Annotated in this window: 26 protein-coding genes; 11 read left to right on the top strand and 15 right to left on the bottom strand. The window is 64.8% G+C overall.

Going from position 1 to position 20,635, the window contains the following annotated elements:
• Positions 1 to 6 precede the first annotated feature (6 nt).
• The 9 genes from QOL79_RS01635 to QOL79_RS01595 all read right to left on the bottom strand — a co-directional run bounded on the left by QOL79_RS01635 (position 7) and on the right by QOL79_RS01595 (position 9,150).
• Entirely contained in the window at positions 7 to 738 is a 732-nt protein-coding gene (locus QOL79_RS01635; RefSeq protein WP_215355205.1) for a proteasome-type protease, read from the bottom strand.
• Between the two features lie 47 nt (positions 739 to 785).
• Positions 786 to 1,595 (bottom strand): transglutaminase family protein, encoded by an 810-nt coding sequence (locus QOL79_RS01630; RefSeq protein WP_349306407.1) that lies wholly within the window; start codon positions 1,593 to 1,595, stop codon positions 786 to 788.
• A complete protein-coding gene (locus tag QOL79_RS01625) occupies positions 1,592 to 2,533 on the bottom strand; it encodes an alpha-E domain-containing protein (RefSeq protein ID WP_058457023.1) in 942 nt (313 codons plus the stop codon). Before QOL79_RS01625 ends, QOL79_RS01630 begins: the two co-directional genes overlap by 4 nt.
• The gene (locus QOL79_RS01620; protein WP_282946449.1) at positions 2,533 to 3,972 is read right to left on the bottom strand and encodes a circularly permuted type 2 ATP-grasp protein; all 1,440 of its coding nucleotides are present in this window, start codon (positions 3,970 to 3,972) and stop codon (positions 2,533 to 2,535) included. The genes QOL79_RS01625 and QOL79_RS01620 overlap by 1 nt, the downstream gene beginning before the upstream one ends.
• A 135-nt stretch (positions 3,973 to 4,107) precedes the next feature.
• Entirely contained in the window at positions 4,108 to 4,842 is a 735-nt protein-coding gene (locus tag QOL79_RS01615; protein ID WP_282946447.1) for a sulfite exporter TauE/SafE family protein, read from the bottom strand.
• A gap of 15 nt (positions 4,843 to 4,857) precedes the next feature.
• Positions 4,858 to 7,593, bottom strand: coding sequence for a preprotein translocase subunit SecA (gene secA, locus QOL79_RS01610; protein ID WP_283418410.1), 2,736 nt, complete (start codon positions 7,591 to 7,593; stop codon positions 4,858 to 4,860).
• Positions 7,594 to 7,708: 115 nt separating this feature from the next.
• The gene (locus QOL79_RS01605) at positions 7,709 to 7,915 is read right to left on the bottom strand and encodes a hypothetical protein (protein WP_231728995.1); all 207 of its coding nucleotides are present in this window, start codon (positions 7,913 to 7,915) and stop codon (positions 7,709 to 7,711) included.
• Positions 7,916 to 8,241: 326 nt separating this feature from the next.
• Complete coding sequence (locus tag QOL79_RS01600) at positions 8,242 to 8,445, bottom strand: hypothetical protein (protein WP_283418409.1); 204 nt, start codon at positions 8,443 to 8,445, stop codon at positions 8,242 to 8,244.
• Positions 8,446 to 8,679: 234 nt separating this feature from the next.
• Positions 8,680 to 9,150, bottom strand: a complete 471-nt coding sequence (locus tag QOL79_RS01595; protein WP_283418408.1) for an SEL1-like repeat protein — start codon at positions 9,148 to 9,150, stop codon at positions 8,680 to 8,682.
• 122 nt (positions 9,151 to 9,272) lie between these two features.
• Here QOL79_RS01595 and QOL79_RS01590 point away from each other — a divergent pair, with 122 nt between their 5' ends.
• Positions 9,273 to 9,647 (top strand): RidA family protein, encoded by a 375-nt coding sequence (locus tag QOL79_RS01590; protein WP_283418407.1) that lies wholly within the window; start codon positions 9,273 to 9,275, stop codon positions 9,645 to 9,647.
• Positions 9,648 to 9,715: 68 nt separating this feature from the next.
• On the opposite strand, the gene ctrA is transcribed toward QOL79_RS01590, so the two are convergent.
• Together ctrA and QOL79_RS01580 are read right to left on the bottom strand one after the other, a co-directional pair.
• Complete coding sequence (gene ctrA, locus QOL79_RS01585) at positions 9,716 to 10,423, bottom strand: response regulator transcription factor CtrA (RefSeq protein WP_058457016.1); 708 nt, start codon at positions 10,421 to 10,423, stop codon at positions 9,716 to 9,718.
• 196 nt (positions 10,424 to 10,619) lie between these two features.
• Complete coding sequence (locus QOL79_RS01580) at positions 10,620 to 11,555, bottom strand: LysR family transcriptional regulator (RefSeq protein WP_283418406.1); 936 nt, start codon at positions 11,553 to 11,555, stop codon at positions 10,620 to 10,622.
• Positions 11,556 to 11,693: 138 nt separating this feature from the next.
• On the opposite strand from QOL79_RS01580, the gene QOL79_RS01575 reads away from it, so the two are divergent.
• From QOL79_RS01575 to QOL79_RS01540, 8 genes are all read left to right on the top strand, one after another.
• Positions 11,694 to 12,392, top strand: a complete 699-nt coding sequence (locus QOL79_RS01575) for a pirin family protein (protein WP_283418405.1) — start codon at positions 11,694 to 11,696, stop codon at positions 12,390 to 12,392.
• Positions 12,393 to 12,479: 87 nt separating this feature from the next.
• The gene (locus QOL79_RS01570; RefSeq protein ID WP_282946432.1) at positions 12,480 to 13,076 is read left to right on the top strand and encodes an FMN-dependent NADH-azoreductase; all 597 of its coding nucleotides are present in this window, start codon (positions 12,480 to 12,482) and stop codon (positions 13,074 to 13,076) included.
• A 68-nt stretch (positions 13,077 to 13,144) separates the two neighbouring features.
• Positions 13,145 to 13,747 (top strand): NAD(P)H:quinone oxidoreductase, encoded by a 603-nt coding sequence (gene wrbA, locus QOL79_RS01565; protein WP_283418404.1) that lies wholly within the window; start codon positions 13,145 to 13,147, stop codon positions 13,745 to 13,747.
• A 4-nt stretch (positions 13,748 to 13,751) separates the two neighbouring features.
• A complete protein-coding gene (locus QOL79_RS01560) occupies positions 13,752 to 14,576 on the top strand; it encodes a DODA-type extradiol aromatic ring-opening family dioxygenase (RefSeq protein WP_204993392.1) in 825 nt (274 codons plus the stop codon).
• Between the two features lie 7 nt (positions 14,577 to 14,583).
• Positions 14,584 to 15,267, top strand: a complete 684-nt coding sequence (locus QOL79_RS01555) for an RluA family pseudouridine synthase (RefSeq protein WP_283418403.1) — start codon at positions 14,584 to 14,586, stop codon at positions 15,265 to 15,267.
• Positions 15,260 to 15,658, top strand: a complete 399-nt coding sequence (gene arfB, locus QOL79_RS01550) for an alternative ribosome rescue aminoacyl-tRNA hydrolase ArfB (protein WP_058457010.1) — start codon at positions 15,260 to 15,262, stop codon at positions 15,656 to 15,658. Before QOL79_RS01555 ends, arfB begins: the two co-directional genes overlap by 8 nt.
• Positions 15,659 to 15,660: 2 nt before the next feature.
• On the top strand, positions 15,661 to 16,251 hold the full coding sequence (locus QOL79_RS01545) for an SOS response-associated peptidase family protein (protein WP_283418402.1): 591 nt from the start codon (positions 15,661 to 15,663) through the stop codon (positions 16,249 to 16,251).
• An 82-nt stretch (positions 16,252 to 16,333) separates the two neighbouring features.
• A complete protein-coding gene (locus QOL79_RS01540; RefSeq protein WP_282946420.1) occupies positions 16,334 to 16,648 on the top strand; it encodes a PilZ domain-containing protein in 315 nt (104 codons plus the stop codon).
• A gap of 3 nt (positions 16,649 to 16,651) precedes the next feature.
• On the opposite strand, the gene QOL79_RS01535 is transcribed toward QOL79_RS01540, so the two are convergent.
• Complete coding sequence (locus tag QOL79_RS01535) at positions 16,652 to 17,077, bottom strand: EVE domain-containing protein (protein WP_058457007.1); 426 nt, start codon at positions 17,075 to 17,077, stop codon at positions 16,652 to 16,654.
• A gap of 133 nt (positions 17,078 to 17,210) precedes the next feature.
• Here QOL79_RS01535 and QOL79_RS01530 point away from each other — a divergent pair, with 133 nt between their 5' ends.
• The gene (locus QOL79_RS01530; RefSeq protein ID WP_283418401.1) at positions 17,211 to 18,140 is read left to right on the top strand and encodes an isopenicillin N synthase family dioxygenase; all 930 of its coding nucleotides are present in this window, start codon (positions 17,211 to 17,213) and stop codon (positions 18,138 to 18,140) included.
• A 364-nt stretch (positions 18,141 to 18,504) separates the two neighbouring features.
• Here QOL79_RS01530 and QOL79_RS01525 read toward each other — a convergent pair whose 3' ends face one another.
• From QOL79_RS01525 to QOL79_RS01515, 3 genes are read right to left on the bottom strand one after another with little or no spacing between them, the layout of a single operon-like run.
• Entirely contained in the window at positions 18,505 to 18,690 is a 186-nt protein-coding gene (locus QOL79_RS01525) for a hypothetical protein (RefSeq protein ID WP_283418400.1), read from the bottom strand.
• Positions 18,691 to 18,709: 19 nt separating this feature from the next.
• Positions 18,710 to 19,561, bottom strand: a complete 852-nt coding sequence (locus QOL79_RS01520; protein WP_502957473.1) for a sigma-70 family RNA polymerase sigma factor — start codon at positions 19,559 to 19,561, stop codon at positions 18,710 to 18,712.
• Between the two features lie 26 nt (positions 19,562 to 19,587).
• Complete coding sequence (locus tag QOL79_RS01515; protein ID WP_283418398.1) at positions 19,588 to 20,046, bottom strand: carboxymuconolactone decarboxylase family protein; 459 nt, start codon at positions 20,044 to 20,046, stop codon at positions 19,588 to 19,590.
• Positions 20,047 to 20,247: 201 nt separating this feature from the next.
• On the opposite strand from QOL79_RS01515, the gene QOL79_RS01510 reads away from it, so the two are divergent.
• Positions 20,248 to 20,634, top strand: coding sequence for a DoxX family protein (locus tag QOL79_RS01510; RefSeq protein WP_231728997.1), 387 nt, complete (start codon positions 20,248 to 20,250; stop codon positions 20,632 to 20,634).
• The last annotated feature ends 1 nt before the right edge of the window (position 20,635 follow it).

The following is a 20,635-nucleotide window of genomic DNA, read 5'->3' as shown; positions in this document are numbered from 1 at the left end:
CCGGGATCAGAAATGAAAGTCGGGAAGCTCCGCCAGCGCGATTCCCAGCGCCTCGGCCCAGCCGTCGGCGACGCTTTCGAAATAGGGATCGTTGCGCTCGAAACGACGTTCGCGGACCGTAGTGAAATCGTCGCGCTCGTGCACTTTGAGGTCGATCGGCAGGTCGACGCCGGCATTGGCGCGGATCGTCGAATCGAACGAGACACACAGCAATTTCACCGCATCCTCGAACGACATCGCGGGATCATAGGAGCGCACGATGATCGGCCGGCCGTATTTCGTTTCGCCGATCTGGAAGAAGGGATTATCCTCCCCCGCCTCGATGAAATTGCCTTCGGGATAGACCAGGAACAGCCGCGGCTCGGCGCCCTTGATCTGCCCGCCGACGATCAGCGACGCGCGGAACAGCGACTCCGCCGCCGGCCCCTCGTCATTGTGGCGCATCACGATCTGACGTAGCGTCTCGCCGACGATCGTCGCGACCGCGAACATCGACGGCGCGGCGAGGATCGAGGGATGCCGTTCCTCGGGGGCCTTGGTGCGCTCGTCGAGCAAGCTGACGACCGCTTGCGTCGTTGCGAGGTTGCCCGCCGACATCAGGGTGATCACGCGCTCGCCCGGCACATGCCAGCTGCGCATCTTGCGGACCTGCGAGATATCGTCGACGCCGGCATTGGTGCGGGTGTCCGACATGAACACCAGCCCCTTGTTCAAACGCATGCCAACGCAATAAGTCATCGAATCCCGTTTCCCGCCCCGGATTATTCTGATCGCCCGCAGCCCGCTTATTGCTGGACCTGCAATTGGACAACCAGATTTTCTTGCGCTGCACCATAACGCATCCCGCGAACCGGGGCCGCATCGCGATAGTCGAGCCCGGTCGCGACGCGGATGTAACGGCGATCCGGAGAATGGCCGTTGCTGACGTCGAAACCGATCCAGCCAATGTTGTCGAAATGGGCCTCGGCCCAGGCGTGCGTCGCATCCTGATGCGTCCGGTCGTTCATCATCAGATAGCCCGAGACATAGCGCGCCGGGTGCCCGAGCTGCCGCATTGCCGAAATGAAGATATGGGTGTGGTCCTGACACACGCCGCCCTCGCCAGAGAGCGCGGTCTCAGCCGTCGTTTCGGCATCGGTCACGCCGATCCGGTACGGCAGTTTTTCGAGGATCAGCGCCGACAGCGCGTGCGCGCGCTCGATATCCGATGCAAAATCGCGGCCCAGCGAGGATACCAGCGCGCGCACCCCGCGTCCCGGCCGCGTCAGCGGCGTGCGGCGCAGGAAGCCCCACAGCGGCATCGGCCCGCGATGCGGGCCGATCACCCCGTCCCACGTCACCAGTTCGACCTCGCCGGCGCAGCGGATGACAAGCTCGCTCGCGCCGCTGTCGACAGCGATCAGGTCGACGCCATTGCCGTGATGGTCGGTATAATGGAGCTGCTGCGAACCGCCGTCGATCTCGATCGTCCAGTTGTGGATCAGCTGTTGTCCGGGTCGCTCCTTCGGCGTCAGCTTGAGCTGCTGCAGCGCGTAGCGAACCGGGCTGTCGTACTGATAATGGGTGGTATGTTCGACACGCAGTTTCATCGTCATTCCACAAACCGGTAGTCGCGCTCGATCTGCTGCGCGAGCGCGGCGTTGGCGCGAAGGAAGTCGGTGATGAATTCGTGCAGCCCGCCGTCGAAGATCGACCCGATCGGGCGCGACAGGCGTTCGCGGCACATCGACGAACCCATGCGGATCGCGTCGGTCTCCACGCCATAGGCGCGCTGGAGCAGGCCTAGATTGTCGTTCATCTGGTCGCAGCAGAAAGCAAGACTGCGCGGCATCTGTTTGTAGAGGATCAGGAATTCGGCGATCTTGAGCGCGCTGATCTCGGTACCGTAGAGCCAGTGATAGGCGCGGTGCGCCGACACCGAGCGCAGGATCGTCTCCCACTGCACATTGTCGATCGAGGTGCCGATATGCGCAACCGACGGCAGCAGCAGATAATATTTGACGTCGAGGATGCGCGCGGTGTTGTCGGCGCGTTCGAGGAAGGTGCCGAGCCGCGCGAAATTATAGCCGTCGTTGCGCAGCATCGTGCCCGAAAAGGCCCCGCGGACAAGGGCATTGTTCTGGCGGATCGCCGCGAGCACATCGGGCAGATCGTCCTCACGCACCTGCCGCTTGAGCTGCGCGCCGAGCGCCATCCAGCTGGTGTTGACCGCCTCCCATACTTCGCGGGTGAGATAGGTGCGCGCCGTGCGCGCATTGTCGCGCGCCTGCTTGACCACCGATAATATACTCGACGGATTGGCCGGGTCGCGCAGCATGAAATCGACGACGCGTTGCGAATGATAGTCCTGATGCGCCTGACGGAACCGGACATCCTGTCCCGCGGTGACGAGCACCGAGCGCCATTCGGCCGCCGCGGTGCTCGACCGCGTCAGCGCGATGCGGAAGCCCGCGTCGATCAGCCGCGCATTATTCTCGCTGCGCTCGAGGTAGCGCGCCATCCAGAACAGCGATCCTGCCGTTTTCCCGAGCATCAGTCTTCCAATACCCAGGTGTCTTTGGTGCCGCCGCCCTGGCTCGAATTGACGACCAGCGACCCCTTGGTCATCGCGACGCGCGTCAGCCCGCCGGGCGTGATCGTGATCCCCTGCGGCGACATCAGCACGAAGGGCCGAAGGTCGACGTGCCGCGGTGCCAGCCCCGCCTTGGTGAAGATCGGGACGGTCGAGAGCGACAGCGTCGGCTGCGCGATATAATTGCCGGGGTTCGCCTCCAGCTTCTTGCGGAAGGCGGCCACCTCCTTCCTGCTTGCAGCCGGGCCGACGAGCATGCCGTAGCCGCCCGAGCCGTGGACTTCCTTCACGACCAGTTCGGGCAGCCGTTCCAGCACCTCCCTCAGATGGTCGGGATCGCTGCAGCGCCACGTCGGCACATTGGGCAGCAGCGCCTTCTCGCCCGTATAGAATTCGATGATGTCGGGCATGTAGCTGTAGAGCGCCTTGTCGTCGGCGATCCCGGTACCCGGCGCGTTGGCGATCGTGATCCCGCCGGCGCGATAGACGTCCCAGATGCCCGGCACGCCGAGCATCGAATCGGGCCGGAAATTGAGCGGGTCGAGGAAATCGTCATCGACGCGGCGATAGATGACGTCGATCGGCGTATAGCCCTGCGTCGTGCGCATCGCGACGCGGCCGTCGACGACGCGCAGGTCATGCCCCTCGACCAGCTCGGCGCCCATCTGGTCGGCGATGAAGCTGTGCTCGAAATAGGCGCTGTTGTGGATGCCGGGGGTCAACACCGCGACCGTCGGCGTGCCGTTGCACTTCGGCGGGGCGCAGGCCGAGAGCGACTTCAAGAGGTTGAGCGGATAGTCGCTGACCTCGCGCACCGATATTTTCGCGAACAGCTCGGGAAACATCTGGAGCATCGTCTCGCGATTCTCGAGCATGTACGACACGCCCGATGGTGTGCGCGCATTATCCTCGAGCACATAATATTCATTCGGCCCGGTGCGGACGATGTCGATGCCGCTGATATGTGTATAGACGCCGCCCGGCGGGTCCATACCCATCATCATCGGCAGGAAGGCCTCGTTGCGCGAGATGAGATTGACCGGCACGCGGCCGGCGCGAAGGATTTCCTGCCGGTGGTAGATATCGTGGAGGAAGGCGTTGAGGGCGCGCACGCGCTGTTCGATCCCGCGCGACAGGCGGCGCCATTCGCCCGCCGAGATGATGCGCGGGACGACGTCGAACGGGATCAGCCGCTCGTCGGCCTCATCCTCGCCATAGACGTTGAAGGTGATGCCGGTGGTACGAAAAAAGGCCTCGGCCTGCTGCGCCTTGCGCTGGATGCGGGCCGCATCCTCACGATCGAACCAGTCATGATAATCGCGGTAGGGCGATCGGACCTCGCCCCCATGTCCCGTCATCTCGTCGAAAAAAGGAATGCCCCAGCCCTTTCCACGCAACATACCTTCGGTCCGGCCGCGCGCGGTGCGCGGCCCGGGTCATCCCTGCCTGCTGCGTCGCTTGTAGGCTACGCGGCCGCCAAGCTTGTTGGGTGATGCTAGCACTGACACGCCGGAAGGCAAGAGCGCTGAAAGCCCTTAAAAACCAAAGAGCAGGCGCAATGCCACAAAGCCGACGAGCAGCGCTGTCAGCCGCCGGATCAGCGTCGCGGGCCCGGTCTTGACCGCGAGCTGGGTACCAACCGCGCCGCCGATCAGCACCGCGACGAGCAGCGGCCAGTGCCCGGCGACCGCGTCGATCATCTCGGCGCCCTTGCCCTTGATCAGCTGGCCGGTCAGCCCGAACAGGCTGTTGACGAGGATGAACAGGCTGGCGGTCGCGGCGACACTGCGCGCCTCGGCCCAGCGGATGAGGTGGAGGATCGGCGCGAGGAAGATACCGCCACCGATGCCGACGACGCCCGCAAGGTAGCCGATCGCCGCGGCGATCGGCAGCAACAGCTTGGGCGACAGCTCGACGGGCTTCGCGGTCTGCGGCTGGAACAGCAGCGCGATGGCCGAGGCGAGCAGCGACACGCCGAGCAGAATGACGAGCACGCCCTGTTTCACCGGGGTCAGCCCGCCAAGAAAGGCGAGCGGCGCCGCGACGACGACCAGGGGAAGCGCCTTGGCCCACGGCATCACTCCGGCGCGCGCGAAGCGGATCGTCCCGCCGGTGACGACGACGACATTGCACGCGAGGCTGATCGCCGGGACGAGCCCGACCGCGACACCGCCCAAGAGCAGCAGCGCAGTGTACGTCGACCCGCCACCGAAACCGACCGCCGCATACAGCAGCGCGGTCAATCCGAAGAGAGCGGCGAGTCCGGGCATTGCCTCAGCCTGACGTCATAGCTGCCCGTGGCAATGCTTGTACTTGCGACCCGAGCCGCACGGGCACGGCGCGTTACGGCTGATCTCGAGCGCCGCGTAAGGGTTTTCGCCCTCGGGCAAATCCGGGCGCGGCGCCTGCATCGGCGGCAGCGTGTTCGCGATCACGCCCAGCTGGCCGCCGTCGATATCGGCGCTGTCATCCTCGCCGGTGAACGGATCGATGTGCGTGGTCAGGAAGTCGGGCAGTTCGGGAAGCGGCATCGCCTCGGGCTCCTGGAACTGGAAATCGATCCGCGCGACGGTGCGCGTCACATCCTCGCGGATATTCGAGAGCATCCGCTCGAACAGCGCGAAGGCTTCCTGCTTATATTCGTTGATCGGCTGCTTCTGCGCATAGGCGCGCAGGAAGATCGCCTGGCGCAGCGCGTCGAGCGTCGCGAGGTGATCCTTCCAGTGATGGTCGAGCGTCTGGAGCAGGATCGACTTTTCGACGCTGCGCCAGGTTTCGGGTTCGACCTGCCCCGCCTTTTCGGCCGCGGCCGCGTCCGCCATTTGCTGAATGCGTTCCTCGAAGATTTCGGGATCGACCGCATCCTCCTGCATCCACGCGTCGATCGGCGGATTGAGGTCGAGCACGTCGGCGACGCGCGCCTTCATCGTCTCGATATCCCACTGCTCGGGATAGCTGCCCGGCGGACAGGCGTCGGCGACGATCGCATTCACCGTCTCGGCGCGCATCGCCGTCATCACCTCGTCGACGGTCTCGCTGTCGATGATCTCGCCGCGCTGTTCGTAAATGACCTTACGCTGGTCGTTCATGACGTTGTCATATTCGACGACCTGCTTGCGGATATCGTAGTTGCGCGCCTCCACCTTCTTCTGCGCGGTCTCGATCGCCTTCGACAACCATTTGGAGCCGATCGCCTCGCCATCTTCCAGATTCTTGTTCATCATCTTGGCGAACAACGTGTCCGGCCCGAAGATGCGCAGCAGGTCGTCGTCGAGGCAGAGATAGAATTTCGACAGGCCGGGGTCGCCCTGACGCCCCGACCGGCCGCGCAGCTGGTTGTCGATACGACGGCTTTCGTGGCGTTCGGTCGCGAGCACGAACAACCCGCCCGCGGCGCGCACGGCTTCGCGTTCGGCCGCGACCTCGTCGCGGATGCGCTGCTCGGCGGCCTCGCGCTCGGGGCCCGCCGGCATGTCCTTCAGCTCATCCTCGATACGAAACTCTTCGTTGCCGCCGAGTTTGATGTCGGTGCCGCGGCCCGCCATGTTCGTTGCGATGGTGACCGCTCCGGTCCGGCCCGCCTGCGCGACGATATGCGCCTCGCTTTCGTGGAAGCGCGCATTGAGCACGCTGTGCGCCACGCCTTCCTTTTCGAGGAAGGACGACAGCAGCTCCGACTTCTCGATCGATACGGTGCCGACGAGCACCGGCTGGCCGCGCTCCTGCGCCTGGCGGATCGTCTTCGCGATCGCGCCGAACTTGTCGGTGATATTCTTGTAGAATTCGTCCTCGTCGTCCTGCCGCGCGATCGGGCGGTTGGTCGGGATGGTGACGACGTTCATCTTGTAGATGTCGAAGAATTCGGCCGCTTCGGTCGCGGCCGTGCCGGTCATGCCGCTGAGTTTCGGATACATGCGGAAGTAATTCTGGAAGGTGATCGACGCGAGCGTCTGGTTCTCGGGCTCGATTTGCACGCCTTCCTTGGCCTCGACCGCCTGGTGCAGGCCGTCGGACCAGCGGCGGCCGTCCATCATGCGGCCGGTGAACTCGTCGATGATGACGACCTTGCCGTCCTTGACGATATAATCGATGTCCAGCTTGAACATCTGGATCGCCTTCAGCGCCTGGTTGACGTGATGCACGACCTGCGTGTTCTCGATGTCATAGAGGTTGCTACCCTGCAGCAGACCCGCAGCTTCGAGCAGCCGTTCGACATGCTCGGTGCCTTCTTCGGTCAGGTTGATCGACTTGGACTTTTCGTCCTTCTCATAATCCTCCTCGACGAGCTGATGCACGACCTCGTTGACGCGGACGTACATCTCCGACTTGTCGTCGGTCGGGCCCGAGATGATCAGCGGCGTGCGCGCCTCGTCGATGAGGATCGAGTCGACCTCGTCGACGATGCCGAAGTTGAATTCGCGGTGGACCATTTGCTGGCGGTCGAACTTCATATTGTCGCGGAGGTAATCGAACCCCAGCTCGTTGTTCGTCGCGTAGGTGATGTCGCTGTTATAGGCCTCGCGGCGTTGCGTCTCGTTGAGGTTCGGGACGATGATCCCGGTCGTGAGACCGAGGAAGCTGTACACGATGCCCATCCATTCGGCGTCGCGGCGCGCCAGATAGTCGTTGACGGTCACGACATGGACGCCCTTGCCCTCGAGCGCGTTGAGATAGCAGGGCAGGGTCGCCATCAGCGTCTTGCCCTCGCCCGTCGCCATCTCGGCGATCTCGCCGCGGTGGAGGACGATGCCGCCGATCATCTGCACGTCGAAGTGACGCATGCCGAGCGTGCGCTTCGCCGCTTCGCGCACCGTCGCAAAGGCTTCGGGCAGGATGTCGTCGAGCGTCTCGCCGGCCTCGAGGCGGTCGCGGAATTTTTGCGTCTGCGCCTTCAGATTCTCGTCGCTCAGCGCTTCGAGCTCGGGTTCGAAGGCGTTGATTTTGGCGACGATCTTGCGGATCGAGGCGACATAACGGTCGTTGGACGAACCGAACAGGCTCTTGGCAAGGCTGCCGAACATAATGGATTTCCTTGGAATTCTATGGCTTCAGCGCAGTTTCAAACCGCACGCGAATGATATGCAACGGCCCCCGCGCGAGCGGAGGCAAAGCCCGAAAGGGCGTCAGCGGGCGATGCTATTCGAGCGCGCGGTCGCTGCCGGTGAGGAGGCCGGGAAGATGCGGCGGGCCCGCCTTGCGCGGCTTGCCGCCGCCGCCGCTGGCGCGGCGGGTCGGTGTGGTGGCCGCCGGACGGCGCTCGCTGTCGCTGGCCTCGACTTTGCCCGCGCTTTCGGCGAGCATGACGAGCGACCCCATCGCCGCCGGAACGGCAGGCGCAGCCATCGCCCGGTCCGCACTCGCGAAACCGGTGAGCAAAGCCAAAAGGGTCAGCAAAAGCCGCAAGAATCGCCCCTCTAAACGTCCGGAGCCCCGATTATTGCGCCCCGTTCCCTGAACATAGGGTGAAAACGGACCGGCGTCTAGAGTCAGGATCCATTAATTCCGCGCTCGAGGCGCCGGTTCTGGAGCGGAGTTTCAGACCGTCGCGTTTTGGAGACGAATTGCGCCGACGGCTTCATGGGCGGCCCAAAAGCCAGACGGATAAATGGGGTGCGGGGCTGTCATGCCTCGCTGGTCATCGCAGCCCGGACTCCAAAGTTCAGGAAAGTTCAGCCCAATGCATCACCCCGTTTGTGACCGGCAGGATTGCCGAACGCATCGCGCACGCCGCGCCCGCAAGCCGGGCCGAGACCGCTTTTGTCCACCAGATGAAAGAGCAGGGTAAAGGCTGGCACAGGCGGATAATGTAGGAAAGGCTTATTTGAAGCCGATGGCGGCTTTGGGGTGGTGAGCGGACGTTCGCTGATCCTCATTCGTCATCCCGGACTTGATCCGGGATCCACGGCGGCGGCGAAGTCATGGACCCCGGATCAAGTCCGGGGTGACGATGAAGGAATTATCCTCCCTGTGGCGCAGCCATGGGGAGGGGGACCGTCGCCGCAGGCGGCCGCGGCCGCGCCACTTGCCCCTCCGTCAGCGCTTCGCGCTGCCACCTCCCCATGCCTGCGGCACAGGGAGGATCAATGTCCGCAATCGGTCGTTAGCGGTCATTTGCAAAGAGCGTCGTCCTTTAACCAAGACTGGGCATTTTCACTAAGTTGGGGGTCGCTACTCGTTTCCGCGATTTCGGTCATCATTTGACGCGCGGTGGGGCAATCCTTTGGGCCAATTTTCACTGCCAAGGAATGCCTACCGGGCTCGAACCCGGCCTTTGCTGAAAGCCGCAGCCATCGCTCTTCTTCCCGCAAGTTTCTCGGGTCACCGGCAAAGCCAGATTCTCCTCCCGCCATCCCATAGAAGAGTGCAAGTTTATAAGCGGCCTCCCCATCGCCCGCGCGCGCCTGCTGCTGGAGCGCAATGCGTTCAGCGGGAACAATGTCAAAAGTAGAGGCGCCATCGACACCTGCCGCCGAACTTACGGATTGGTCGCTGGACTTACGCTCAACGAGATTGTCACATCCACTCATCATCAAAGCGGCTACGCCGAGGGCGACAATGGAAGGACGAGCGGTGGTCATAAGGCAATTATTACCACTTTAACAAACGTCCGCAACCGGTCGCAACCCGTCATTCGGCCATTTTTCGACCGCCCGTCGAAAAGCCATGCTATCGTCGGTGACATGATCGGGAAAAGCATGAGATGACATCGGGCAATACAGGTCCGCATTATTCGCCCTTCACCCTCGGCGGCGGCCTTATTTTCGTGTCGGGACAGCTCCCTCTGCGGCCGGGCCGCGATACGACGCTGGCGGCGGCATCGTTCCGGGAGCAGGCCGAACAGGCGCTTTCCAACCTGCGCGCGGTGCTCGCAAGCGCGGGCGCCGACCTTTCGCAGGTGGTCAAGACGACCGTCTATCTGACCGACATCGCCGACTGGGACGAACTCGACGAGGTATATGGCGCCTTCTTCGGCACCGCGCGGCCGGCGCGGAGCGTCATCGCGACCGGACCGCTGCATTTCCGCTTCCGGATCGAGATCGAGGCCATCGCCGTCGCGGCGAAAACCGCCGGCTGATGCCCAAACGGAAACCGGCGCGGATCGCTCCGCGCCGGGTCCCCGTGTAATAACTGGCTTGAAGCGGCTCAGGCGACCCGGCGCACTTCATTCCCCTCATCATCGATATCGCGCAGCACATAGCCGCGACCCCAGACCGTCTCGATATAATTTTCGCCGCCGCAGGCGAGCGCCAGCTTCTTGCGCAGCTTGCAGATGAAGACGTCGATGATCTTCAGTTCGGGCTCGTCCATGCCGCCATAGAGGTGGTTCAGGAACATTTCCTTGGTCAGCGTCGTACCCTTGCGGAGCGAGAGCAGCTCGAGCATCTGATATTCCTTGCCGGTCAGATGCACGCGGACGCTGTCGACCTCGACCGTCTTGGTGTCGAGGTTGACCGCGAGCTTGCCAGTCTTGATGACGCTCTGGCTGTGGCCCTTCGACCGGCGGACGACCGCATGGATGCGGGCGACCAACTCGTCGCGGTGGAACGGCTTGGTGACATAGTCATCGGCGCCGAAGCCGAACGAGCGCACCTTCGAATCCATTTCCGAAATGCCCGACAGGATCAGCACCGGCGTCTGCACCTTCGCGGTGCGCAGCTTCTTCAGCACGTCATAGCCGTGCATGTCGGGCAGGTTCAGGTCGAGCAGAATGATGTCGTAATCATAGAGCTTGCCCAGATCGAGGCCCTCTTCGCCCAGATCGGTCGTGTAAACGTTGAAGCCCTCGGTGGTGAGCATCGTGTCGATCGCCTTCGCGGTCGTCGGCTCGTCCTCGATCAGCAGTACGCGCATTGGGCACCCCTTAACTGTTTCCCACGATGATCCCGCGAACCCGATCGCACGACCCCCCTGGATGCGCCGACCGGACCCCGCTCGCGAGACTGCCGGAACATTAACCATGAAACTAATGAAGGGAAAAGGTTAATTTTGGTTTAACCCGCAGGAATCCACGAGTCGCGGCGAATTCCGTTGCCATTTTGCACCAGATTCACCCCGTTCGCCGGGCGAGATGATCGTCATGCGCGCCGGTGCAGGAGCGTTTGAGGACATCGACCAGAAAGTCCGCCAGCGCGGTCACGCGCGCGGGGCGCAGCCGCGACGGCGGCGACAGCAGATGCAGATAGGATTGTGGCAGCGACCAGTCGGTGAGGATGCGGACCAGCGCGCCCGACGCCAGTTCCTGGTCGGCGATGAAGTCGGGCAGCACCGCGATCCCGCCCCCCGCGACAAGCAAAGGAACCGCGATGTCGCCGTTGTTCGCGAACAGGGGCCCGCTGGGGACGACCGTCGCCTGCTCGCCCTCGCGGTGGAAGTGGAGCGGCATCGCGCGTTCGCGGTGCCCGTATCCGACCAGCCGATGGCCCGCGAGTTCGAGCGGGTGGCGCGGCGTACCGTGGCGCTCCAGATACGCCTCGCTCGCGATCACCGACGCCGCGACCGGCGCGATCGTCCGCGCGAGCAGGCTGGAATCGTCCATCCGCGAGATGCGGAGCGCGAGGTCGATCCCCTCGGCGACCAGGTCGCTCCGCGCGTCGCTGAGGATGATGTCGACCTCGACCGCCGGATGCATTTCGAGAAAGGTCGCGAGCGGACGCCCCAGCACCTTGATCCCGAAGCTCATCGGCGCGGCGAGGCGGATCGGCCCGGCAAGGTCGCGGCGGTCGCCGCGCGCCGCTTCGGTCGCCGACACCGCCGCCGCGACCATCGCCCGCGCCTCGTCGACCAGCCCCGCCCCGGCGGTCGACAGCGTCACCTGCCGCGAACTGCGCAGCAGCAGCGTGATGCCGAGCGACCCCTCGAGCCGCGTCACCGCTTTCGACACGCTCGCCTTCGACAGGCCGAGCGTCGCGGCGGCGGCGGTGAAGCTGCCGCTGTCGGCAACCGCGGCGAAACAGGCCCAGCCTTCATAATCGGGAAGCGACATCCAAATACCTCGAAAATGGAAACGATGATTTTCCATCTACGCTATTTTCGAAACGATCCCAAAGCCTATTTTGTCCTCAACACAAGGGCGCGGTCCGGCATCAATGCCGGCAAGGCCGCACCCAGGAAGGACAAGGCCATGATCGATATTCGCAAATTCGACACGCTGGGCCATGCCAATCACGGCTGGCTCGATGCCCGTCATCACTTCTCTTTTGCCGACTATTACGAACCCGGCCGCATGGGTTGGGGCGCGCTGCGCGTCTGGAACGACGATGCCATCGCGGCGCAGTCGGGCTTTCCCGCCCACCCGCACCGCGACATGGAAATCATCACCTATGTCCGCAGCGGCGCGATCAGCCACCGTGACTCGATGGGCAATGCCGGCCGCACCGTGGCGGGCGACGTCCAGGTAATGAGCGCCGGCACCGGCGTCATGCACAGCGAGTTCAACCTTGAGGACGAGGAAACGACGCTGTTCCAGATCTGGATCATGCCAACCCAAGGCGGCGGCAATCCCGGTTGGGGCCAGCGCGAATTTCCGAAGGCCGACCGGTCGGGCCGGTTCGTGACCCTGGCGAGCGGCATCGAGGGCGATGACGACGCGCTGCCGATCCGCGCCGACGCCCGTGTGGCCGCGGCGACGGTCGAGGCGGGTGAAAAGCTCGCCTACGACCTCGGCCCCGGCCGCCGCGCCTATCTCGTCGCCGCCAAGGGCCGCATCCGCGTCAACGGTCAGGATGCCGACCCCCGCGACGGCATCGCGATCCGCGACGTCGGAACGATCGAGGTCGAAGCGCTCGACGACGCCGAACTGGTGCTGGTCGACAGCCTCTGACGGAGTCCCCCGGGCCGCCGCCAAGCCCCTCCCCGTCGGCGGCGGCCCACCCCCTTTTCACCAAGTTCAGATTGAAGGAGTAACAAGATGAGCCACATTCTTCGTATCGATGCGAGCGCGCGCCACGCGGGCTCGACCACCCGCCAGCTTGCCGACAAGCTCGTCGCCCGCCTAGTCGAACAGGGTTATGGCGCCAGCGTCACCGTGCGCGACCTCGCCCAGACCCCGCCGGCCCTGCTGACCGAAAACTGGGTCGGCGCGAACTTCACCGACGATGATGCCCGCAGCGCCGATCAGAAGGCCGCGCTCGCCGCATCGGACGAGCTGATCGGCGAACTCGAAGCCGCCGACACGATCGTCATCGGCGTGCCGCTCTACAACTTCGCGATTCCGGCGTCGCTGAAGGCCTGGATCGACCTCATCGCCCGCGCCCGCCGTACCTTCCGCTACACCGAAGCCGGCCCCGAAGGGCTGCTGAAGGGCAAGAAGGCCTATCTGGTCGTCGCCACGGGCGGCGTGCCGGTCGGCAGTGACTATGATTTCGCGACCGGTTATCTGCGTCATGTTCTCGGCTTCGTCGGCATCACCGACGTCACCGTAATCGACGCCGGTCAGCAGATGATGGATGGCGATGCCGTGAACCGCGCAACCGCCGCAATAGACGAACTCAAGCAGGCCGCTTGATCCCCAAGTCGCCGCCGCGCGCTTCCTCCCGCGTGGCGGCGGCCTCTCTGCAAGGAAAGGACTGAACGATGGCCAAGGTACTGGTGCTTTACTATTCGAGCTATGGTCATGTCGAACAGATGGCCGATGCCGTTGCCGACGGCGCGCGCGCCGCAGGCGCCGACGTCGACATCCGCCGCGTCGCCGAAACCGCCCCGCAGGCGGTGATCGAGGCCGCGGGCTTCAAGACCGACACCGCGCATCCGCTGCTGAGCGATCCGAACGAGCTCGCGAATTACGACGCGATCGTCGTCGGCACCCCGACGCGGTTCGGCCGCATGGCGAGCCAGATGGCGAGCTTTTGGGACACTGCCGGCGGCGTGTGGGCGCAGGGCAAGCTCAACGGCAAGGTCGGCGCGGCCTTCACCTCGACCGCGACGCAGCATGGCGGGCAGGAAACGACGCTGTTCTCGGTCCTGACCAACCTGCTCCACTTCGGCCTGACGATCGTCGGGCTCGACTATGGCTACGCTGGCCAGATGGGCGTTGGCGAGGTCAAGGGCGGCGCGCCTTACGGGGCGACGACGGTTGCCGACGGCGACGGTTCGCGCCAGCCGAGCGAAGCCGATCTCGGCGGCGCCCGCTATCTGGGTGAGCGCGTCGCGAAGACCGCCGCCAAGCTGATCGCCTGAACCGATGCGCCGTCTCCCGAGCTGGTTCCTTTCGCATGGCTCGCCGATGATGGCGCTCGAGCCCAGCCCGGCGCGGGATTTCCTCGCCGGGCTGGGCAACTCGCTGCCGCGTCCGCGCGCGATCCTTGTCGTGTCGGCGCATCATGATGCGGCGTATCAGAACGGCCGGGCGACCGTGACCGCTTCGCCCGCACCGCCGACAATTCACGATTTCGGGGGTTTCCCGGAAGAGCTGTTCGCGATGCGCTATCCGGCACCGGGTGATCCGGCGCTGGCACAGCGCGTTGTCGACCTGCTCGCCGCGCACGGTCTGGCCGTCGCCGCCGATCCAGAGCGCGGGCTCGACCATGGCGCGTGGGTGCCGCTGTCGGTGATCTATCCCGACGCCGACATTCCGGTCGTCCAGCTCTCGATCGCCTCGAACGCATCTCCCGAATGGCATTATGCGCTGGGGCAGGCGCTCGCCCCGCTGCGCGACGAAGGCGTCCTCGTCATCGGATCGGGCAGTATCACGCATAATCTCCGCGCTTTCTTCACGACGCGCCCGGCGATCGGTGCCCCGGCGCCCGCATGGGTCAGCGACTTCACTGCCTGGGTCGCCGGCCGGATGGAGGCCAATGCGATCGACGATGTCCTCCATGCGGTCGAGCGCGCGCCGCATGGGAAGGACAACCATCCGACGCCCGACCATATCCTGCCGCTGTTCGTCGCAATGGGAGCAGGCGCCCACGGCGATAACCTGCACGCAAAGCGGCTCCACGCCAGCACGACCTATGCGTTTCTGGCGATGGACGTTTACGCTTTCGGCGAGGAGAGCGTCGCCGTATAGCGCGGCCATGCTTCTTTCAGACCATATCCTTTTCCTCGACGGCGAGGCGCTTGTCATCGACAAGCCCGCGGGCCTGCCCGTCGACGCACCTCGCGACGGCAGCCTCAGCCTCGAGAATCATCTCGACAGCCTGCGCTTCGGCTTCAAGCGTTGGCCGCTGCCCGTCCACCGGCTCGACCGCGACACCTCGGGCTGCCTGCTGCTCGCGCGCAATCCGAAGGCGCACGGCCGTTTCACCCGCGCCTTCGAGGAGCGCGCGGTCGAAAAACAATATCTCGCGATCCTCGACGGCGTGCCCGCGGGCGACGGTGGCACCATCGACCTGCCGCTCGGCAAGACCTCAACCGCCGAACAGGGCTGGCGCATGGTTGTCGATCCGAAGGGCAAGCCGTCGGTCTCGCATTGGGAAAAGCTCGCCGAAGTCGATGGCCGCGCGCTGCTGCGCTTTCGCCCCGAGACGGGCCGCACGCACCAGCTGCGCGTCCATGCGCTCGAAGGGCTTGGTTTTCCGATCGTCGGCGATCCCGTTTACGGAAATGGTGGTGCGAAGGATCGCACGATGCTCCACGCCGAACGGCTCGTCGTGAAACGTGACGTCAAGCCGCCAGTAATTGCCGAGGCGCCCTTTCCCGATCGCTTCGCCGCGATGGGCTTTTCGGCACCCGAAGGGGCGTCGCCGACCCGTGGCTGACATCCCCGAAAGTGCGATCACCGAGAAGTTCTTGGCGGGGTCGGGCCCCGGCGGTCAGAATGTCAACAAGGTCGCGACCGCGTGCCAGCTTCGCGTCGATGTCTTCGCGCTCGGACTCGCGCCCGATGCCTATCGCAGGCTCAAGACGCTCGCGGGAAGCAAGATGACCTCCGCCGGCGAACTCGTCATTCTCGCCCGCAGCTTTCGCACCCAGGAGGCCAATCGCGCCGACGCCCGCGCGCGGCTGAACGAACTGGTCGACGCCGCGCTCGTCCGCCCCGAGAAACGGATCAAGACCAGGCCGAGCAAGGCGGCGAAGGCCCGCCGCGTCGACACCAAGAAAGCGCGGAGCTCGGTCAAGGCCGGCCGCGGCCGCGTGCATCTCGACTAGACATGCAGCTCTATCGGCTCGACGCCACAGCAGCGCAGATTTCCGCTACTTTTGGCGTCGATGCGGGCGACGATCCCTGGACCGGCGACTATGTCACGCCCGGCCGTCCCGCGCCGGTGATCGCCCCCGACAGCCGCGGCGGGCCGCGCCGCTATCTGCGCCCGAAACTGTGGGGCGTCCCGCCCCCGCCGCAGGGCACGCAGCCCGTCGCCACCGTCCGCAACCTGACAAGTCCGTTCTGGATCGGGACACTCCGCCATCCCGAGCTCCGCTGCCTGATTCCGGCGACGAGCTTCGCCATCTGGTCGGGGCCCGCGGGCGCGAAGCGCCAGCGCTGGGCGTCGGTACCCGGCCGCCCGATCTTCGCCTTCGCGGGCATCCAGCGCCAGACCGAGGACTGGCCGGGCTTCGCGGTGCTGACGACCGACCCGAACGGCCTGCTCGAACGCCTCGCTCCTGTCGCGATGCCGATGATCCTGCACGCCGAGGACCATGAGCGCTGGCTGACCGCCGACTGGCGCGACGCCGTGCATCTCGTCACCCCCTTCCCGAGCCATTTGATGGCGGTCGACGACACTTATCCCTACCCGTAATTTCATCAATTCGCTTCACCTTGCGATAACCAACGGGGCGTTAAATTCGCCCCGAATCGACCAGCGAGGTGGGAACACAGACGTGCTGACCAACGCCAACACCAAGACGACCACTAAGGGCCGCCGTGCCGAACGCTCGCCCGTGCAGGCACGGGCGCGCTTTCGCGAGCCCGGCTTCAATCCCTTCGATGTCGAGCTGTACGACCTGTCCTCGACGGGTTTCCGGATGGTGACATTCTCGCGCCCGCAGATCGGCAAGGCGATCTGGGTCAGCCTGCCCAGCCTCCAGCCGCTCGAAGCGATCATTCGCCGCGCGGACGGCAATAATTACGGCTGCGAGTTCACGCACCCGCTGCACCCGTCGGTCGCGAAGCACCTCCAGGTCAAGCTGCGCTGAGGATCAGCCCGCCGGCTTTTCGGATTTTTTCAGGATATGCTTCCACTCGGCAGGCGTGACGCGCCCGACCGACAGCCGCGACTGGCGGATGAGGTCCATGTCGGCGAGCGCCGGATCGGCCTTGATCGCGGCAAGCGTCACCGGATGCTTGAGCGCGCGCACCGGCGCGACGCGGACGATCACCCAGGGCGAGCCCTCCTCCGCCGTCGGATCGGGCGACGCCGTCTCGGTGATCTTCATGATCCCGACGCATTCCTTGCCGATATTGCTGTGATAGAAGAGCGCCTCGTCGCCGACCTTCATCGCCATCAGGTTGAGCTTCGCGGTGTGGTTGCGCACTCCGTCCCACATCCCGGTCCCGTCCTTGACGAGTTGCTCCCACGCATAGGCGTCGGGTTCGGATTTCATCAGCCAATATTGCTTTGCCATGGCGGCGGGCTTAGCCGAGCCCCGCGCGAGGTGGAACCGCCTTTTTCCCTTTAAAGGTCGCGCCGCCGCGCCTAAATCGCGACTCATCCACCGCCCCCGCCGGCGGCGCCCCTATCATATGGACCCATCACGCATGACTGCTGCCGTTCCCGTCATTTCCATGTCGCTCCCCGCCGATCAGTTCGCGAAGGATTTCGGCGCCTCTTTCGAGCGCTTCGGCTTCGCGATGATCACCGACCATGGCATCGACCCCCAGCTGATCGACGACGCCTGGACGAAGGCGAAGGCCTTTTTCGCGCTGCCCGAGGACGTCAAGCGCGCCTATCACATTCCCGGCGGCGGCGGCGCGCGCGGCTACACCCCGTTCGGCACCGAGATCGCCAAGGGTGCGAAGGAAGTCGACCTCAAGGAATTCTGGCACGTCGGGCGCGATCTGCCCGCGGGGCACCGGCTCGCCGCGCAGCAGCCGAACAATGTCTGGCCGAAGGAAGTCGAGGGCTTCCGCGCCGTCTATGACAAATTGTTCGCCGAATTCGACCGCGTCGGCGGCCGGCTCCTGTCGGGCATCGCCCGCTACCTCGGCCTTGCGCCCGATTTCTTCGACGACACGGTGAAGGACGGCAACAGCGTGATGCGCCTGCTGCACTATCCGCCCGTCGAAGGCCCCGCGAAGGGCATCCGCGCCGAGGCGCATGAGGACATCAACACGATCACCCTGCTGCTCGGCGCCGAGGAAGCGGGGCTCGAAATCCTCGACAAGGACGGCAGCTGGCTTCCCGTATCGCCGCCGCCGGGAGCGATGGCGGTCAACGTCGGCGACATGCTGCAGCGACTGACGAACAACCGCCTGCCCTCGACCACGCACCGCGTCCGCAACCCCGACGAAGGCCGCGCGAGCGTCGCGCGCTATTCGATGCCCTTCTTTCTCCACTTCCGGTCGGATTATCCGATCGAGACGCTGCCGAGCTGCATCGATGCCGCGCACCCGAACCTCTACCCGACGCCGATCACCGCCGACGAGTATCTGCAGGAACGGCTGCGCGAGATTGGGCTGAAAAAATAGCGCAAACGGCTTCGCATGTCGTAACCGTCCCGCAATGCCGTGCGAAGAACGGGTATGCGCCTGCTGCTATCCTGTCTCGCCCTGCTCATCCTGGCCCTCGGGCCGGCGAGCGCGGCGACGGGGCCGACCTACTGCCGCGACGGAAGCACGGCCGATTGCTGCGACGGCGACCAACCTTGCACCCTTCCGGGCGCGGGGTGTGCCCCTTCCTGCGCACCGAAGCTCATCGCCGCCGAACAGGGCGACAGCACGCCGCGCATGGCGGTGACCGTCCCTTTGCCGGTCCCTTCGGTCGCGCAGCGCGCCGGGACCGCAACGCCGCCGCCTCATCCGCCTCCGCGCGCCTCCTGATCCGATCAGACCATCAAGCTATCAGGAGAATGACCATGAAGACGATTATCAAATTTGCCGCCATCGGTGCCGCCTTTGCCAGCAGCACCGCCTTTGCCGCCTCTCCGGCAGCGTTCAGCGCCGCATGCTGCGCCCTCGGCGCTTGCTGCGGCCTTCCCTGCTGCGGATAGGATGGGTCGCGGGTCGGGGCGTCGGTCATGGCCGGCACCCCGGTTCGGTCAATGCATATGCTTCAGCTTGTCGGGGTTGCGCATCACATAGATGCCGGCAACTTTGCCATTCTCGATCTCGAGCGCGGTGGTCTGAAACTCGCCGTCGGCCTCGCGCGTCACGAAGCCCGGCAAGCCGTTGATCGTGCCGACGTGCACGAGCGTCGAGCCATATTTGCCGAACAATACGGCAAGGCTGCGGTGCAGCGTCATCACCGTATCGAAGCCGAGTACGGGCACCATCGCGGCAGGGCGCTTGCCGCCACCGTCGGACCACATGCCGACGTCGGCCGCGAGCATCGCGCCGAGCGCGCCCATGTCGCCGCTGCGTGAGGCCGCAAAAAAGGCGTTGGCGATCTCGAGCCCGTGCGCCTTCTCCAGCTTGTAGCGCGGACGCGCGTCGCGGACATGGGTACGGGCGCGCGCGGCGAGCTGGCGCGTCGCGGCAGCGTCGCGTTCGATCGTCTTTGCGACTTCGTCGAACTCGACGCCGAAGACGTCGTGCAGAAGAAAGGCCGCGCGTTCGAGAGGGGAGAGCCGTTCGAGCGCGAGCATGAGCGGCAACGTCACATCGTCGTCGTCCTCCTCCTCGACCAGCGGGTCGGGGAGCCAGGGGCCGACATAGGTCTCGCGCTGCGCGCGCGCCGATTTGAGCTGGTCGAGGCAGAGCCGCGTCACCGTGCGACGAAGGAAGGCCGCGGGCTCGCGCACCGCGTCCCGGTCGGTGCCGAGCCAGCGAATGAAGGCATCCTGTACCACATCCTCGGCATCGGCGACCGAACCGAGCATCCGATAGGCGACACGGGTGAGGAGCGGACGCAACGGGTCGAAACTCGCCGCCGCGTCCGCGCCCGATTCCATCGCGCCGCGAATGCCCGCGGGGGTCATCAGGCCGCTTTCACCAGCACGCCGCCCTCGTACCAGAGGTCGAAGCCGACCGCGATGCGGTTCCACCCGTTGATGATGTTGATCAGCAGCGTGAGGTTCACTTGCTCCTCCGGCGTGAAATGCGCCTCGAGCGCGTCTTTCGCGGCCTTCTGTGTGTGCCCTTCCGACATGCGGGTCAAGGCGTCGGTCCAGGCGAGCGCGGCGCGTTCGCGGTCGGTATAGACCGGGGCTTCGTGCCACGCGGCGAGCAGGTAGATGCGCTGTTCGGTCTCGCCATGCGCGCGGGCGTCGACCGTGTGCATGTTGATGCAGTTGGCGCAGCCATTGAGGATCGACGAGCGAATCTTCACCAGTTCGACGAGCGTCTTGTCGAGGCTCTTCTCGACGGCGAAGCCGGTCGCGGTCCACTGTTTCATAAGGGTCGGGGCGGCGGCATAGGGGTCGGCTACCTTGGTCATCTCACATCTCCTTCATCGGGTTGTACCTGCATGACGAGACAGCGCGGCCGCCCGTGACATGGCGTGCGAAAAAATCGACCGGAAGGCGACATTTCGTTGCGATGCCGAACCAAGTCATTGGAAACGCATCGTTTCGGATAATGCGCTTTGTCACGCCGCGGAGCTGCACTAGCATCGCCCAATCCAAAGCAAGAGAGGGGGATGACCATGAAGTTTCTCGACGACCACGGCGACCGCGCCTATGCCCTGCTCCGGATCGTTTCCGGATTGCTCTTTCTCGCGCACGGCGTGCAGAAATTTTTCAATTTTCCGACCGCCTTTCCCTATCCTCTGAACCCGATGCTGCAGGCGGCGGGGACGATCGAGATCGTTGCCGGCGCGCTGATCATCATCGGGTTTGCGACCCGCCCCGCCGCCTTTATCGCGAGCGGCATGTCGGCGGTCGGCTATTGGGTCGCGCACGGCAGCCAGGGGCCCTATCCGATCGCCAACGGCGGCGAGACGATCATCCTCTACTGCTTTATCTTCCTGTACATCGCGACGCGCGGTGCCGGGATCTGGAGTGTCGACGCCGCGCGCGCGAAGTAGC

It is taken from the genome of Sphingopyxis sp. Geo48 (genome assembly GCF_949769155.1).
Classification (GTDB): Bacteria; Pseudomonadota; Alphaproteobacteria; order Sphingomonadales; family Sphingomonadaceae; genus Sphingopyxis.
This window is presented reverse-complemented; position numbering and strand designations above follow the sequence as displayed.

Coding starts and splice junctions, on each gene's coding strand:
- QOL79_RS01635 (WP_215355205.1), bottom strand. CDS start 738: ATGACTTATTGCGTTGGCATGCGTTTGAACAAGGGGCTGGTGTTCATG.
- QOL79_RS01630 (WP_349306407.1), bottom strand. CDS start 1,595: ATGACGATGAAACTGCGTGTCGAACATACCACCCATTATCAGTACGAC.
- QOL79_RS01625 (WP_058457023.1), bottom strand. CDS start 2,533: ATGCTCGGGAAAACGGCAGGATCGCTGTTCTGGATGGCGCGCTACCTC.
- QOL79_RS01620 (WP_282946449.1), bottom strand. CDS start 3,972: ATGTTGCGTGGAAAGGGCTGGGGCATTCCTTTTTTCGACGAGATGACG.
- QOL79_RS01615 (WP_282946447.1), bottom strand. CDS start 4,842: ATGCCCGGACTCGCCGCTCTCTTCGGATTGACCGCGCTGCTGTATGCG.
- secA (WP_283418410.1), bottom strand. CDS start 7,593: ATGTTCGGCAGCCTTGCCAAGAGCCTGTTCGGTTCGTCCAACGACCGT.
- QOL79_RS01605 (WP_231728995.1), bottom strand. CDS start 7,915: ATGGCTGCGCCTGCCGTTCCGGCGGCGATGGGGTCGCTCGTCATGCTC.
- QOL79_RS01600 (WP_283418409.1), bottom strand. CDS start 8,445: ATGAGGATCAGCGAACGTCCGCTCACCACCCCAAAGCCGCCATCGGCT.
- QOL79_RS01595 (WP_283418408.1), bottom strand. CDS start 9,150: ATGACCACCGCTCGTCCTTCCATTGTCGCCCTCGGCGTAGCCGCTTTG.
- QOL79_RS01590 (WP_283418407.1), top strand. CDS start 9,273: ATGACATCGGGCAATACAGGTCCGCATTATTCGCCCTTCACCCTCGGC.
- ctrA (WP_058457016.1), bottom strand. CDS start 10,423: ATGCGCGTACTGCTGATCGAGGACGAGCCGACGACCGCGAAGGCGATC.
- QOL79_RS01580 (WP_283418406.1), bottom strand. CDS start 11,555: ATGTCGCTTCCCGATTATGAAGGCTGGGCCTGTTTCGCCGCGGTTGCC.
- QOL79_RS01575 (WP_283418405.1), top strand. CDS start 11,694: ATGATCGATATTCGCAAATTCGACACGCTGGGCCATGCCAATCACGGC.
- QOL79_RS01570 (WP_282946432.1), top strand. CDS start 12,480: ATGAGCCACATTCTTCGTATCGATGCGAGCGCGCGCCACGCGGGCTCG.
- wrbA (WP_283418404.1), top strand. CDS start 13,145: ATGGCCAAGGTACTGGTGCTTTACTATTCGAGCTATGGTCATGTCGAA.
- QOL79_RS01560 (WP_204993392.1), top strand. CDS start 13,752: ATGCGCCGTCTCCCGAGCTGGTTCCTTTCGCATGGCTCGCCGATGATG.
- QOL79_RS01555 (WP_283418403.1), top strand. CDS start 14,584: ATGCTTCTTTCAGACCATATCCTTTTCCTCGACGGCGAGGCGCTTGTC.
- QOL79_RS01545 (WP_283418402.1), top strand. CDS start 15,661: ATGCAGCTCTATCGGCTCGACGCCACAGCAGCGCAGATTTCCGCTACT.
- QOL79_RS01535 (WP_058457007.1), bottom strand. CDS start 17,077: ATGGCAAAGCAATATTGGCTGATGAAATCCGAACCCGACGCCTATGCG.
- QOL79_RS01530 (WP_283418401.1), top strand. CDS start 17,211: ATGACTGCTGCCGTTCCCGTCATTTCCATGTCGCTCCCCGCCGATCAG.
- QOL79_RS01525 (WP_283418400.1), bottom strand. CDS start 18,690: ATGACCGACGCCCCGACCCGCGACCCATCCTATCCGCAGCAGGGAAGG.
- QOL79_RS01520 (WP_502957473.1), bottom strand. CDS start 19,561: ATGGAATCGGGCGCGGACGCGGCGGCGAGTTTCGACCCGTTGCGTCCG.
- QOL79_RS01515 (WP_283418398.1), bottom strand. CDS start 20,046: ATGACCAAGGTAGCCGACCCCTATGCCGCCGCCCCGACCCTTATGAAA.
- QOL79_RS01510 (WP_231728997.1), top strand. CDS start 20,248: ATGACCATGAAGTTTCTCGACGACCACGGCGACCGCGCCTATGCCCTG.